General features: G+C 58.6%; 14 protein-coding genes. 1 reads left to right on the top strand and 13 read right to left on the bottom strand.

Annotated elements, in window-relative coordinates; genetic code table 11:
• Positions 1-36: 36 nt before the first annotated feature.
• The gene (locus tag BpN12_RS29440) at positions 37-1,683 is read right to left on the bottom strand and encodes a hypothetical protein (protein WP_246795678.1); all 1,647 of its coding nucleotides are present in this window, start codon (positions 1,681-1,683) and stop codon (positions 37-39) included.
• Positions 1,684-2,282: 599 nt separating this feature from the next.
• Between BpN12_RS29440 and BpN12_RS29435 the strand changes: the two genes are divergently transcribed.
• Entirely contained in the window at positions 2,283-2,459 is a 177-nt protein-coding gene (locus tag BpN12_RS29435; RefSeq protein ID WP_246795677.1) for a DUF3606 domain-containing protein, read from the top strand.
• Positions 2,460-3,427: 968 nt separating this feature from the next.
• Here BpN12_RS29435 and BpN12_RS29430 read toward each other — a convergent pair.
• From BpN12_RS29430 to BpN12_RS29375, 12 genes are all read right to left on the bottom strand, one after another.
• Positions 3,428-4,774, bottom strand: a complete 1,347-nt coding sequence (locus tag BpN12_RS29430) for an ATP-binding protein (RefSeq protein ID WP_246795676.1) — start codon at positions 4,772-4,774, stop codon at positions 3,428-3,430.
• Positions 4,775-4,776: 2 nt separating this feature from the next.
• Complete coding sequence (locus tag BpN12_RS29425) at positions 4,777-5,763, bottom strand: reverse transcriptase domain-containing protein (protein WP_246795675.1); 987 nt, start codon at positions 5,761-5,763, stop codon at positions 4,777-4,779.
• An 812-nt stretch (positions 5,764-6,575) separates the two neighbouring features.
• Complete coding sequence (locus BpN12_RS29420) at positions 6,576-6,986, bottom strand: type II toxin-antitoxin system VapC family toxin (RefSeq protein ID WP_246795674.1); 411 nt, start codon at positions 6,984-6,986, stop codon at positions 6,576-6,578.
• Positions 6,977-7,231 (bottom strand): type II toxin-antitoxin system Phd/YefM family antitoxin, encoded by a 255-nt coding sequence (locus BpN12_RS29415; protein ID WP_246795673.1) that lies wholly within the window; start codon positions 7,229-7,231, stop codon positions 6,977-6,979. The genes BpN12_RS29420 and BpN12_RS29415 overlap by 10 nt, the downstream gene beginning before the upstream one ends.
• A 116-nt stretch (positions 7,232-7,347) precedes the next feature.
• Positions 7,348-7,941, bottom strand: a complete 594-nt coding sequence (locus BpN12_RS29410; RefSeq protein WP_246795672.1) for a hypothetical protein — start codon at positions 7,939-7,941, stop codon at positions 7,348-7,350.
• Positions 7,919-8,401 (bottom strand): hypothetical protein, encoded by a 483-nt coding sequence (locus BpN12_RS29405; protein ID WP_246795671.1) that lies wholly within the window; start codon positions 8,399-8,401, stop codon positions 7,919-7,921. Before BpN12_RS29405 ends, BpN12_RS29410 begins: the two co-directional genes overlap by 23 nt.
• A 114-nt stretch (positions 8,402-8,515) precedes the next feature.
• Complete coding sequence (locus BpN12_RS29400; RefSeq protein ID WP_246795670.1) at positions 8,516-9,115, bottom strand: hypothetical protein; 600 nt, start codon at positions 9,113-9,115, stop codon at positions 8,516-8,518.
• A 197-nt stretch (positions 9,116-9,312) separates the two neighbouring features.
• Positions 9,313-9,522: a hypothetical protein gene (locus BpN12_RS29395; RefSeq protein WP_246795669.1), complete on the bottom strand. Its 210-nt coding sequence runs from the start codon at positions 9,520-9,522 to the stop codon at positions 9,313-9,315.
• Positions 9,523-9,723 (bottom strand): hypothetical protein, encoded by a 201-nt coding sequence (locus tag BpN12_RS29390; RefSeq protein ID WP_246795668.1) that lies wholly within the window; start codon positions 9,721-9,723, stop codon positions 9,523-9,525.
• Positions 9,724-10,064: 341 nt separating this feature from the next.
• Positions 10,065-12,494, bottom strand: a complete 2,430-nt coding sequence (locus tag BpN12_RS29385; RefSeq protein ID WP_246795667.1) for an AAA family ATPase — start codon at positions 12,492-12,494, stop codon at positions 10,065-10,067.
• Positions 12,495-12,617: 123 nt separating this feature from the next.
• Positions 12,618-12,845, bottom strand: coding sequence for a hypothetical protein (locus BpN12_RS29380; RefSeq protein ID WP_246795666.1), 228 nt, complete (start codon positions 12,843-12,845; stop codon positions 12,618-12,620).
• Between the two features lie 145 nt (positions 12,846-12,990).
• Positions 12,991-13,254 (bottom strand): XRE family transcriptional regulator, encoded by a 264-nt coding sequence (locus BpN12_RS29375; protein WP_246795665.1) that lies wholly within the window; start codon positions 13,252-13,254, stop codon positions 12,991-12,993.
• Positions 13,255-13,466: the final 212 nt, after the last annotated feature.

Below are 13,466 nucleotides of genomic sequence, written 5' to 3'. Positions count from 1 at the left end.
CGGCGGGTGCGTCGGGTGACTGCCGGCGTCCCTGATCTACACGGCTTCTGGTTTGAGTTCTGGTTCGGTTTCGGGGGCGGCTTCGACGGGCGCGCTCTTCTGCAGCGTGAGATATCGCATCCCGAGCCCGAACGCGCGCGTGTCGTTCGGGGCGCCGCCCACGTCGCATGGACGCAGCGCGTTGCGCACGTCGGCGGTAATCAGGAGCAGGCGCCGCCCGAGGGTGTCGGCGTCGAGCTGGAGTGACCATTCCATGCCGCTTTCCTGGCTGGCGCGGAGCTGGCACTCGCGGCCGTTGACCATGAGGCGTATGGCGGGCGGCGTGGCGCCGGCCGGCACCCACGGATGGCCGTAGAGCGCCAGTTCATAGTCGACGCCTGGCTCGATGTCTTCCAGCAGTACGGCCAGGCAGGCGCGCGGCTCGGCGCTCCAGACGCCCCAGGGTTCCGGCGCGTGCCAGCCGTGTGCGAACGCGGCGCTGGCCGCGCCGGGCGTATCGGCGGCGATGCTCAGCGACGCGCCCGGGGCGAGCGTGGGAAGCTCGGGCAGGCCGTTCGCTGACGGATCGAAGCCCCAGCGATAGCCGAAGATGGTGTTGAGCATGTCGTCGGGGTACGCCGCGGGCCGACCGGCCGATGCCGGCAGGACCGGGCTGCCTTGCCGTGCCTTCGAGAGCGCGTCCAGCGAGCCACGGCTGGCAACTTCGAGCCGGACCGGAATCCACGGCGAGCAGGTGGCCGGTAGCAGGCTGGCGATATTGCGGTCGTCGACGGCCAGCTGGCGGATATCGTTGCAGCCGAGGTAGGCCGCTTCCTTGAGCACGCCCGACGAGATTGCGCTGACGAACGCGAGATTCTCCGCACAGAGCAGATTGTAGGTGTTGCCGCTGATGAGCGTGGCGTTGGGGATTCGGTCCAGCAGCGCATGCAGCAGGCTCGTATCCTTCTGGGCGGGATGCGGGCAGATGGCCAGCAGATCGACCTGCCGCGCCCATTGCGCGATGGGTTCGATGAAGTCGGCCGGCCCGATCAGGCGGCCGTCGCGGACCAAGGCCAGATCGATGTCCATCTGCCCGACGAACACGCCCACGCTCAGATCGGGGCGCGCGATGAAGGTCTTTGAGCGCCGCGCGAAATGGCCGCGCAGGCCCGCAGCGGCGGCCCAGAACAGCTCGTCGTCGATGCGCAACTGCTCGAGTTCGCGCTGGATACCGGCATCGTTGGTGCGCATCGCCAGATGCAGATCGCGGGTGAAGCGGATCGAGTGGATTTCCACGTCGATGAACGCCGCGCCCTGGCGGTCGATGTAGTGCAGCACGGACGGCGGCATACCCCAGCCGATCACGAGGCTGGCCGGCGTCAGGGCGAGTTCGTGCAGATGGTCGGCCGCCCGATCCAGGTCGGCCGTGCAGGCGGCGGCCCAGCCGTCCGGGCTGCGCGGCAGGCCCAGGGCCGCCATGATCTCGGCCAGTGGAATCTCGCCGCCCTGCGAATGTGGGCTGATTTCCCGCACACGCCACCCCAGCCGCGCAGCCGCAGTACCGAAGAAGGCGCGCAGGAATCTGCGGTTTCCTCGGGAGGCCGCGGGCAGCGCGTTCTCGTCCGCACGCAGGAAATCGTCGGCGAAGACGACTTCTTCGATGGGCGGATGTTGCTTCGGTTCCTGCATGGCGGCTTGTTCCATCGGGCGGTTCGTGGGGGGGGGATTGACGGGTTGAGCGTGCTTGGGTCGTGGTCGTGACGGTGTCGGTGGTTGTTTGCGATGCGTCGGCGCGGTGGAAGGAGGAGGAACTCGTGGATATCGGCGAGTTTCGGGGGAAATGTAGTGAGGCAGCTGGGAGCGCTCGGAGATTTTCCATCGCGGTCGTCTTCGCTGTCAGGCAGGTCGATCGAGGGTACTAGAGCCGACGAGCCTCGTGGCGGGAGTTTGCAGGAAAAAAACGGTGCGGCTAGGTGGATGGGCGCGAGCGGGGATTGGCGGAACTGTATCGAGTCGAAGAAGACAATACGGGACATCGACAACAAAAGCGCGTAGCCACGTCGGTCGCGGGTGTGGTGGGAGCTGATGAGGCGTCGATGAATCCCTGTCCGGCAAAAATTAGGAAATTCTCCTTGGAAAATAAATAAGTAAATGATGAATTCCAGATTGCGATGATAGATGCGAACAATATTCTTGCGAAGAATGTGTGGCAATAGTCATGATACGTCACAGGGTTTTCGATAGGCCGCCTAAGATGGACTTGGGGTGTAGGATTTTTCTTTTATTGTGAAATGGAGACAACAATGACTGACAATCTGAAAATCCGCCAGCCGCAAGACAGCAAGCAAGTTAATGTTCACGAGGCGTGGGAGCTTGAGTATTGGAGTGGTAAATTCGGCGTGACGAAAGATCAGTTGAGAAAAGCAGTGGCCGCTGTTGGAACGCACGTCGACGACGTCCGTCGCTACTTCGGGAAATAAAATTATTCGACTGAGGGCGCCATTGTCTTGTAATAGTGGGCTCGATGTGGTGTCTATTTCGGTAGTGCTAATCGCTCCCTGCGTTTGATTCGGTAACTGGGTGGGGCTTGTTTCAGTTGGGAGTGACAGTCATTTAAATAAGAACAAGTATCAACTTCTTGAATGAGGCTGGCCTGAAACCGGCAGAGCTGTGTCGCAGTGCGACATTTCGGGAGCATACAGCTGGAAGACGAAATTGGGCTGGCGCTCAGCGGTGCATGTTGTCATGATGCTGACGCCAATCGTATGAGGGCATTAGATCCGAGGGCATTCGCCAAGCTTCTCAACATGTTCCCACTCAACTTGGCTTGCAGTGGCAAGGTTGGGAAATAACGGCAGCAAAAAAAAGTATAGCAACGCTCCGCAGGATTTTTTAGGCAATCTTAGGAGGCTTTGGGAACCTAGCTGGTCCCCCGACAGAATTCATATTGGCTTGTGTGGTGTGGCGCGAGAGTGTGATATGAAAATAACGACCCCCAAAACAACCCCCAGGATTCGTCGGTAGGCGGTAGAGTTGCGGCTTGATTGCGGTGGGTGCAGGCAGCGAAGGCGCGATAATCCATTCCGCCTATCCGAATAGCCTGCTAATGCAGACAGGCCTAGTAGATCGTCACATATTGGCGTTGCTGATGTGCGGATTGACTGGTATCCGGTTGATGCGGCTGACCGTTTCCGACCCACCTCGGCTGTTCGACCCAGCGTGAACTCAACGGCAGGTTGCAAGGGTGCAACGGCCGTCCGCACCTCAGCGTCCGGAGGTGATTCGTCGTCGACCAAAGCGGGCCACTGGAACCCCAACTTGAGTCCGGCGATCGCGGATTCTCCCATTCGAACGTCAGCCCCCGAGCCCCAGCGAGCTCTGTCAACATCGCGCGGATATGGGCAGCATAGCTGGGTGTCCGCGACTGCTCGTATGACACGATGTATCTCTAGGCTGGCGCGAGAAATTCCTCGATTTGGGCGACAAACGACTGAATCTCTTTTGCATATTTTTCGCACAAATGTTCAAAAAGTTCGATCTGACTGTATAGTCCAGATCGCTTTAATGCAATATAAAGACCTTTCCCATCTTTTTTGCTAACGTCGCCTTTCCAGTCATCTGGCAGTTTTTTTAGTTTTCCATTCTGATATTCGGCATAAATATCTTTTTCAACACTTGGGAAGGGAACAAAGAGGATGCCGCTGCGAGCGTGCGTATATCGTTCTCCTGTTTGATCCCCGTCTAGAACGCAAATGACAGTCGCCTCATCGGTGAAGAATTTTTCGCTTCTGTTTCTTATCATCAAGTCAACAGTGTTTGACCCACCTGCGATATGAACTATCATGTACGAGCTAAATATTCTTTTGATATACTTTCGAATAATGTGCTCGATGAATTCATTTAAAATTTTGTCCTCCGTCAAGATGTATCTATCCCATCCGGTGAATCCAAACAAAATGCTTCTAACGTAGTTATATGTTACTTCATTATGCTCGATGTGGCCATTTTTGTTTGTCAAGTACAAGATCTCACCGCCTCGATCTAACGAGCGAAGCATGGCTAGAGAATGAGTTGTGAAAACGATATTTACACTATAATCTGTGCAAAAGCGCCGTAAATTTTTTATCAAATGTACTTGAGCCGCGGCATCGAGGGATATGTCGATCTCATCAATAACAATTAGTTTCTTTCGATTTCTAATTTTCCGGTACAAACTTATAACGAAAAATTCTCCTGAGCTGAAATAATCTTCTCGAATATATCGACTATCGGGCCTGATTAGGCAAAAATATGATTTATTCTTTATTCTAATTTCTCGAAGGTCATCAAATCGACGTTCTCCGTAAATGTCCGAAAGGAAATCGATAAGCTCTTGCGGAACGGAGTAGTTTTCCAAAACAACGTTCTGCCGTATTTCGGCGTCATTGTTGCTAATTGTTTGGAAGTAATTAAACCGCTCTCCATGCGGCATGGGTAGCTCGACATCAATCTCATCCTTCAATGCACGCGGAACGGGCGTCTTGCTGTTCAGGGTGCCGATGTTCTCGTCGTACTCGAACAGGTAATCGGTGCCGCTGTAGCGATAAACAATACGGCTTTGCGGTGAAAAAATGCTGCGGTCCGACGTAAGGTTATACGTGTCCGCTACGCGTAGATTTCTCAGCGCTTTTACGATGGAAGTCTTTCCGACACCGTTTCTGCCAACGATACAAAATAGCCGATTGCCATCAAACGGGATTGCAATGCATGCACTAGTGATGTGCTGAATATTTTCGATCTGAACGAAAATTTCCATCGTCACTTGTTCCTCTTCGAATCCGTATTTTTCTGCCGATGGATCAGCGTATCGATCACCGTGACGCCATATCTTCGCCGAAGTTTGTCCAGATATCTTTGATCGATCGTGTTAATGTAGTTTACCAAGCCGCCAAGTACATCGACACTCTCGTCCAAATCAGTGTTTGTGAGATCAACCAGTGCATCATTATTGCGGACATAGAAATGCAACATCGTTTCTACTCGGTTTCTGATCTTCGAATCAACGGTAAGCTGCCCATTCGGAAGAATAACCATACCAAGTATCTTGATCTTCCGTCCGATACTGGTCAGTTTGGTTTTCCTATCGTTAAGATGCATCTGTGGATAGTCACATTCAGCGAGAAGGCGCGTAATCGTAGCGTCCATTCCAAGCAAGGACTCTTTTTCTTGTGCTGAAATCGTGATGTCGTCAGAATACCGGGTGTAGACGAGGCCCTTTTCTAAGCAGACGTTCGATAGGGCATCGTCGAACAAAAGAAGAGCTGCATTGCTTATCGATGGTGATGTGGCAAAGCCAAGGGGAAGTGCGGATTCGACAGTGACGAGATCAATAATTCGGTCTAGATACTCAGCCACGTCACTGACCGGAACTTGGTGGATTCCTCTTAGGATGGCTTTTTTAATAGAGTCGGCCGAAATGCTAGGGAAGAAATTTGCGATATCGGCTTGATAGAAATGGCGGCTATTGACATGCTTCTTGACAGCGTCGGCGGCATTCGTTCCCTTTCTGTACGAGAAGACTATATCCTCACGGATTGGGAGATGATTAAAAATGAAAAGATTAAGAAAAGAATGATATTTTGCTAAAACCTTATCCGCCGCGTATACGATTCGCTCTTTCGCCGAATTATCGGATATCGTTTTGCGAGTAACCCGCTGCGCGACGTCACAAGTAGCGAAGTCTTGGAACGACTGCTTCCCGTGGTACATCGCATTGAAGAGGGTTTCTAGCGGCTTTTTGTTCATTTCGCGGAATTGCCCGATGTGACCCTGCAAACGCGTCGCTAGGGACGTCTAGCGCGGCGGAGCTGGGATGTTTGGGAACCTGATCGGGAACGATATCACGCCTCCGCGGCCGCCGAGGTGCCGTTAGGGAAATGCGTGAGGGATGACTGGGGTGGTGTCAGTTCGAAACGATTGGACTTTCATACGAAATGGGCGACTCCTTGAAATCAAGAAATCGCCCACACGTAACATTGATGCAGACCCGGTAGAGGCCAGACCTAAGACTGGAGATACTCCTAGTCGCTGGCATGGTCTTATTCTACTGAGCTCCGACGACAGACGCAACCTTCGCCAAACGGTGACGAAGCGCGCGGACGATTGCTTCTCCCATGCAAATAATTATAGGGATGCGACCCTATTATAAAGGTGTCGTCTGACGCTGGCGCCGGCTAAGGGCGGTACGGCGAGGTTGTGGCCACGGTGGTTCGTCACCCGGCGGTTGCGTGGAGACGCCAAGATAGCATCGTGACGTAAGAGCTCAGTGGCGGCGGGGCGGCTGAATGCTCACGGCGAACGGACGCTCGAATGTCCTGATCGAACCTCGAACAAGTGTCTGTAGCTGGCCGGATGGAGTCCTTCGCGCTGGCTCTAAAGAAGCCAGGTTTTTTTCACGGCACGGACGCGGCTGACCGGAAGCGCACCCTAGGACAGTCGATGTAGCGATTTAGGTTGGCCGTGATCGCATTCAGATTGTGGTTCGCCCGCACAAACGAAAACTCGGTTCGCACAGGTGTAAGTCCCATCCGCTCCGACTCCCATCGGCACCCCCATGATCATTGGGCCGGCGCCCAGACCGTCAGGCCAGGTAGATCCGCGAAGTCCGCGACGTTCAAGGTCATCAGCGCGTGGCCGTGTTCGATAGCCTGCGCCGCGATCCACAGATCGTTGTAGCGTGGGCGTGGAGAGCGGCCCGCCTGCTTGACTGCGGCGGCGAGTACGCCGAAGGCTGCGGCCGTATGGCGGGTGACGTCGAGCACGGGCCGGCCCTCGAGCTGGCGCAGGTGAGCTGCGCGTCGAGCACGCTCGGCCGGATCTGGACAGGCCTGTACGCCGAACGCCAGCTCGCCGAGCGAGATGGTGGAGATGAACACCGGAGCATCGCCGGCCGCGGCGATGACGGCGTCCTTGGCCAGCATGCCGCCCGCCAGCGCCACCCACACGCAGCTGTCGAGAATCACGCCCACGGATCACGCACTCCATCCTCGAATCCGTTGCGGCTGTCCTGTAGCCAGCGCGCGGCCGCCTCGGTGCCCAGGCTCGTTGGCAGACCTTCAAGGGCTTGCGCTGCGGTCATGACGGGTTCGGCCGGTACCAGACGCGCGATGACAGTCTGGTTACGTTCGACCACGACGGTCTCGCGGCGCAGCGCGACTTGGTCGAGGATCTGGCGGGTACGACGGGCCAGGTCGGTGGCGGTGATGGTGGGCATGGCGCCTCCTGACAATGAATACGTATTATACGTAATCTGGGCGTCCTAGCGTTGAAGTAGGGCTCACTTGGCACGTGGTCCGGCCCTGCGGCATTGACGATCAGCACGTCCGGAGGTTATCGACCGAGCGTCGTCGAGCATCGTTTCAACACCAAGAAATCAGCCCGCTCGGCGAGCACGGCCGCCTGCCGTTCACGTGCCCGCTGCATCCGTTCGTTATAGATGTGGAATAGTTCACTGCCATCAGGCCCGCTCAAGGCGACATCGGCCTGATATTCCACCCGATCACGCCAAAGCTGAGGTTGCCGGTTCCTGAGCCACAAGCTTTGAGCCTGCACGCTGGCCGGAATCTGCCGCGTTTCTTCCGTGCGCGTCACGCGGCCGTCGCCGTCGGTAACCGTCTTGGTTTCAGCCACCATGCCGTCACCGATCGCGCTTCGATACAGCGCGAGTGCCACCGCGGCATCGGCGGTATCCTTGCCCGCCTGGATGGACTCAAAAAAATCCTTGTGAGCCCGCTTCCAGTTGTTCAGCGTCTGTTCCGTCACGCCGAAGAACGCGGCCATCGCGCCGTCCGTGAGGCCAAGCAGGGCAAGCCGGTGCCCCTGCTCGGCAAACTCTGCCCGGTATTTGGTCGGCCGGCCACGCGTCGCCGCCTTTGCCTTGGCGACGACGCCACGACGTGCCTTACTCGGTGGTCGTGCGGCCATGATTCGGCTCCAGCAGGTTTTCGTTTCTGGCGGCCAGCTTCGCTAACTCCTCCAGCACGCTTCGCGCTTGGATATCCTGCCCGAAGTCTGCACTTTCATGGACCCGGATCACATTGGCCTGATAGGCGGAGCCCAGGGTGAAAAGCGTCGAGATGACGTTGCCGAACTGGTCGGCCAGCGCTTGCAGGGCCGCCGCATCGCGGAGCCTCTGGTGTTGCTCCTGGGAGGCGGGGGAGTCGGTCGTGGCCGGCCTGTCCGGCGTTTCGCGTCGTCGCGTTGCCGCGTACTCAAGAATCGTTTGCGCTGCGGCTACGCGGTCGATGCGGTCGGCAGAAGTGTCCGCCGCGATCTCGGCTAGTGTCGCGATGACAGCCGAAGCACGTCGCGCAGCCAGGGTGCGAACGGCTTGAATTTCCGGCGGCCGGCCACGCCGAAGTGTGGTGTTATCTGCCTGAGTCATGCGAATTCTCCTTGCGAGGAAGATTTGAGAGGTGATTGCCGGCGCTGCCGCGATCATTCCGGTTCGATCGTCTGATTGCTTGGTGCGCCGGTCATGCGTGGCGTCGAAGCAGCGTCACATCATGTTCGTGGTGATCCTGAACACGGGTGGCACCACGAAGCCTTCGGGCAAGTGCCGCTCGTCAAGCGAACTGATGAACTGGTGAAGCGCGGATTGCTCGGCGATCAAGGCATCTCGCTTCGCTATCAGATCCGTGGGAGGCGTCGTGGGCGCCAAGCGCTCGATGTCTTCCTTCGGGACGAAGGCAGCTTCCAACTGCGCGCGTCGCTCCTGCCTACGGGCTGAATGCGTAGCAATGTCTCGCGCGAGCAGTCTCACTTGATCTTCAATCGCGAATGCTCGACGCGTAGCAGCGTGGATTTTCGGTTGCAGTCGGTCTTTCTCGGCCCTCAACACCTCGCGCGCCGCCACACCGTGTTCCTTCAGCGCGTCCAACATGGCGATGGCTTCGTCACCCAGCAGTTGCAGGGCGTCGAGATCGGGCATGTCCGGATGGTGCCGTCGGGCCAGTGCAATCAGCGTGAAGGGGTCCAGCTTCTCGACCGCTCGCGATAGTTCGTGCCGTAGCCTGAAACCCAGTTGCGTCGCGTCGGTGCTATTCCAGAGGACGACGGCCTGTTCGGTACTGACCGGGGGGAGTTCGTGGAAGGGCATGGTTCACTCCTATAGGTTGAGTGAATGATTTTCCGCCGCGTGAAAATCGCCTTTCGCTGTCGTTTTCCGTCTTTTCTACGGGTCAATAGCTTGCCCGAGCTACCTCGCTTCGCGTGCTCCCGATGACGCTAATGGGCACCGAGGATGCTGAGGGCCGGCACCTCGGCGCGGGTTCGGGATGGACACATAACTCAGCTTCAGCGGCCAGTTGCACCACGCGCCGCCGAGAGCCGTTCGGTGAAGTAGGCCAAATCAGGGCGCGGGGTGGTAATGGGCTGGCGCTTGATGGTGCCAACCACAAGGTCATAGCTGTCGCTGTTCCATTGCTCCAGCTTGGCCAGTCTGTCGACAACATCGAACAGATCGCGCTGCATGGCTTCCACCTGCGCCGCGAGGATGATTGGCATCTACGGCAGGTAAGGGCCGTTCGCGTATAGCGCGCCGTCCAGCTCGGAGACACAATGGAGTAGAGCATCGCGGCACACCTTCATCCAGGGAAGCATCTTTTCAACTGCTTCCGGCGGCCCGTCGTAGTGCAGCTGGTCGCCGTTCATGTGCAACGAAATCGACCGGAGTCGGCATCCGTGCCAAAGGTCCAGTGCGTTCATCGCGGTGTCTCCCGCGACACGCACGCGCGAGCACGCCACATCGCAACGACACCCCAGAATCCCGAAGCGAACAGCAGTCGGAAGCGGTGGGGTAGCTCCCTGCCACCCGTCTCGATACAGAGCCAGTCCCAGCCTTGGTGGAATGCGCGGGCGTCCGTGTTGTGTCCCGGGTCGAGGATATGACCCATCGCCTCCAAGGTGCCGCGCTCGACCAGGATCCGCTCTGCCTGATTTTTAACGGACGTGCAACAAACCACGCGCTCACAGAGTTGGTCGAGCCGTTGTTCGGGTGTCATAGGTCACCTCGCACGTTGCTCGGGGCAACCCCGCAATGGCTGGATTCAAGTCTGCAATCGTTCGAGTCCGCAAAAGGGGATTGCGGAGTTGGTTTCCTTGCTGGGCGTGCGCTTTCTGTCAAGTCCGCAAGTCCGCAATGGGTTTTGGGAACCCCCGCGTGCGCGCGTGTGTGCGCGTTCGCCTGCGCGCGCGGGGGTTCCCAAAACCCATTGCGGAGTTGCGGACTTGGCTTCTACGCCATGCTGGGCTTGGTTCTCAAGTCCGCAATCGCCTTTTGCGGAGTTGATTCTTTGTGGACTTGACGGTTGCGGACTTGCCACGCTCGTCTCCGGAAGGCCCGAGGCCGGTTGGGTCCTCCGATCGTTGCCGAAATCAGGAAAGTTCAACACTTTGCCGGTTGTGGCTTCGTCGGGGTGATTCATGGCGAAGCTGTCCCAGATCCACCCCCAATCTTTCCCTTGCTTGACCGCTCGAATCGTGGCGCCCGCGGCGATCTCTGCTTGCTTGGCCGCCTCGACCGTGCGCCAGCTCATGCCGTCCGCGGTGGCTGCCGCTCTCAGCTCCTTGGTGGACGCGAACGGGCGCAGCAACTCGTAGATCATGGCGCGCGCACGCTCGAACTTCGATTGCCGCTCGCTATCGCCATCGTCGTCCGTGTCGTCGGCCTCGATCTCGCGCAGGATGTCCCGAGCCGATCCGGTCAGCGGTTCGCCCCACTGGATCCGACTCGACGTCAGGTTGTTCATCTCGATGATGTCGATCGCGTATTCGAAGCCACCGGTTTCTTCGGCGATGTTGGCCTTGCTCTTGGCGAACACGCGCCGACCGCTCGAATCGTCCTTGCCGGCGATGAGGATGACCCGGGCAGCCGCACCGAACGCCTGGGAGCCGAGGATCCGGTCGAGCGGCGATGAACCCTTGGAGCCCTTGGTGAAGTGAGTAATGCCGAAGATCGAGCAGCTGTGGAACGCGCCGAGATCCAGCAGGGGTTGAAGCGACAGCCGGACATCGATCGACTTGTGCCCGTCGCCCTGGACCACGCTGATGATGGGATCGACGATGAGCATCCGGACATCGCCCACTTCCTCGATGCGCTCCGACAACAGGGGGATGTCTCGGGCCGGATTGAACGGCTTCAGGTGCCCTTCGTCGTCGGTGACAGACTCTGCGAACCAGACACGCGTGAGATCCGCGCCAGCGGCCAGCAAACGCGGCACGAGCGTATCCGCGACGCCATCCTCTCCGGTCCATACGAGCACGTTGCCGGGTTGGGTGCATTCGGTGCCGTCCGGCCAACGACCTCCCGTCGTGACGATCGACGCCAATGAAAGCCCGATAGTGGTTTTGCCGCATCCAGGCTGTCCCGCAAGGATCGTCAGCTTGCCGGCGGGAAGGTAGCCCGGCCATAGCCATGTGATCGCCTCTGGCGTGATCTCCGAGGCCCGCGACAGCACTACCGACGTGGCAGCCCGCTTTGCTTTCGCCTGGGCGCCTTCAGGTGGTGCGGCGGCGTCCACGCAACGTTGCACGATCTTGACGCCGTCGAGGCAGCGAAGATCGTTGAAATCGGATGCGCCGTCGGGCCGGCCCGGACCGAAGTCAGGGACGGCCAACTTGGCACCCACGGCGCGCGCCGCCTCGGTCGCCTTCGCCATGCCGGGGTTGCCGGCCGTCGTCGCGTCGTCGTCGGCGCAGATGATCATTGGCAGTTTGGGGTGGCGATCGCGCCAAGCTCGCGCGACGCTCAACAGATTGCCGGCGGTCATGGCCGCGACTACCGGAAGGCCGGTGACCTCGTGGAGCGTGCAGGCGGTCGCGTAGCCCTCCGCGACGAGGAGCGGTACGTCCGTGCCCGGTTGCTTCTGTCCGGCCGAGACGACGACGTAACAGCCTTTCACCCGGCCACCGGTCTGGAAGGTCTTGCCGCCGGCTGGTTGAATGTACTGAGCCGATCGGTGCTCGCCGTCTATGTCCTGAATCTTGAGAACGAGTTGTTCGCGCAGTTGTTTGGCGCCGTAGGGCTTGATCCGCTTCGCCCGCAGATAGGCGTGATCCGCGTGGACGATTCCGGCCTTATCCCAAAGGTCGCGAGCCTTGGCCGCCGCCTCCGCTTGCGTGCGCTGGTGGTTTTCGGAACCGGTTTTCGCTTCGCTTTTGTGCTCGGCTTGTCGGTGCTCGCGCGCCTCGGTCGAAACAGGCGTGACCAGCTCGCTTTCACAATAGCCATGTTCGTTTGCTTGTTTGAAAAGCGTGGCAATCGTGATGCCGCTCGAATGAAACGACCTCCAGACCGATTTCGCGTCTTTCTCGTTGTAGCTAGGTGCGGAGCGCGACCAGCCGTCCCAGAGATTGAATCCGTCATCACCAAGCTCGCTCTTGACCGCCATGCCGATCTGTACCCAGGTTTCGCGATCGGTGGAAGGAATGAAGGCGAGGGCGGCACGGATCCGCTCGATGTCGATTAGTGCGTTCATATACCTCCCTCGATTTGTGAGGATTGCTGATGAGTGAGTTCACGAAAAGATCTGTTTTTCGAAGGCGTCTCCGTCCACTTATCAGGCGGGAGGGCGCGGGGCAAGGCAGTGTTTCTTGGTTGTTCACGCGTCATGGCGAACCTCCCATGATGCTTCGATGGCTCGCTTGCCGTGCTGGTTGGCGATCTCCAGTCCCGCGCCACACAGGTACATCAATTCGCTTTGATCGATGACGCCTGACCGCGCGTAGCGAGAGATCGCGTCGAAGATGGCACCGACGTAACGGAAGGCGCGTACGCTCGCGTCCAATTCGTCGGCGGCCCGGGTGGTGATGGTGGTCTGTTCGCTCATGCCGACACCTCCGCGCGCGCGAGGTCGGCAAGCCGGCGCAGTGCTTCGCCGGTTATGTCGAGGGCGTCTTGATCGGTGGGGGCGAGCGCCGCCGTGCGCAGCGCATCCCGAATGACGCGGAGCGATAAATCGCCGTGCGCCCGAGCTACGTTGCGTCCATCTCGATCGTCGCGCCTACCGCCCGCATTCTGTCCAAGATTCGATCGAAGGTCGCTGAGTCCAGCTCCAACCGTGCCATCGCGAAGAAAAGGATGTGCGGGCTGATTTCTCGCGGTATCTCGCCCCCCGTGTACTTTCGCCATTGTCGGCCACCCTGCACGCCGAACAGGTCGGCCATCTGGGCGCTGCTCAGTTGCAGGGTCTGCTTCAACTGCTCCAGATCGCTGGGAGTTGGTGGGATATATCGCATGGAAGATAGGGCGGCCCAAGGCCTCCCAGAACGGGTGCGTCATTTTTCGGATCCTCTCGGCTGTGATGGGCCGCGCGAATGCGCAGCCGCTGACCCGCAAGATAGGACCAGGGGTCCTAGGCGTCAAGCGTGGGAGATTGACGCGCCACTTTTCCGGCATTGCCGGAAAAGTGACTCGCGAGGCTCTAGCGGCCAACGTCAATCGCTTCGAA

Source organism: Burkholderia perseverans (assembly GCF_022870505.1).
Classification (GTDB): domain Bacteria; phylum Pseudomonadota; class Gammaproteobacteria; order Burkholderiales; family Burkholderiaceae; genus Burkholderia; species Burkholderia plantarii.
The sequence above is the reverse complement of the archived record's forward strand: the minus strand, read 5'-3'. Positions and strand labels throughout refer to the sequence as shown.

Bases quoted from the DNA above. Each gene is read 5' to 3' on its own strand.
- BpN12_RS29380 (WP_246795666.1), bottom strand. From the start codon at position 12,845: ATGAGCGAACAGACCACCATCACCACCCGGGCCGCCGACGAATTGGAC.
- BpN12_RS29430 (WP_246795676.1), bottom strand. From the start codon at position 4,774: ATGGAAATTTTCGTTCAGATCGAAAATATTCAGCACATCACTAGTGCA.
- BpN12_RS29435 (WP_246795677.1), top strand. From the start codon at position 2,283: ATGACTGACAATCTGAAAATCCGCCAGCCGCAAGACAGCAAGCAAGTT.
- BpN12_RS29395 (WP_246795669.1), bottom strand. From the start codon at position 9,522: ATGCCAATCATCCTCGCGGCGCAGGTGGAAGCCATGCAGCGCGATCTG.
- BpN12_RS29400 (WP_246795670.1), bottom strand. From the start codon at position 9,115: ATGCCCTTCCACGAACTCCCCCCGGTCAGTACCGAACAGGCCGTCGTC.
- BpN12_RS29415 (WP_246795673.1), bottom strand. From the start codon at position 7,231: ATGCCCACCATCACCGCCACCGACCTGGCCCGTCGTACCCGCCAGATC.
- BpN12_RS29410 (WP_246795672.1), bottom strand. From the start codon at position 7,941: ATGGCCGCACGACCACCGAGTAAGGCACGTCGTGGCGTCGTCGCCAAG.
- BpN12_RS29405 (WP_246795671.1), bottom strand. From the start codon at position 8,401: ATGACTCAGGCAGATAACACCACACTTCGGCGTGGCCGGCCGCCGGAA.
- BpN12_RS29440 (WP_246795678.1), bottom strand. From the start codon at position 1,683: ATGGAACAAGCCGCCATGCAGGAACCGAAGCAACATCCGCCCATCGAA.
- BpN12_RS29375 (WP_246795665.1), bottom strand. From the start codon at position 13,254: ATGCGATATATCCCACCAACTCCCAGCGATCTGGAGCAGTTGAAGCAG.
- BpN12_RS29385 (WP_246795667.1), bottom strand. From the start codon at position 12,494: ATGAACGCACTAATCGACATCGAGCGGATCCGTGCCGCCCTCGCCTTC.
- BpN12_RS29425 (WP_246795675.1), bottom strand. From the start codon at position 5,763: ATGAACAAAAAGCCGCTAGAAACCCTCTTCAATGCGATGTACCACGGG.
- BpN12_RS29390 (WP_246795668.1), bottom strand. From the start codon at position 9,723: ATGAACGCACTGGACCTTTGGCACGGATGCCGACTCCGGTCGATTTCG.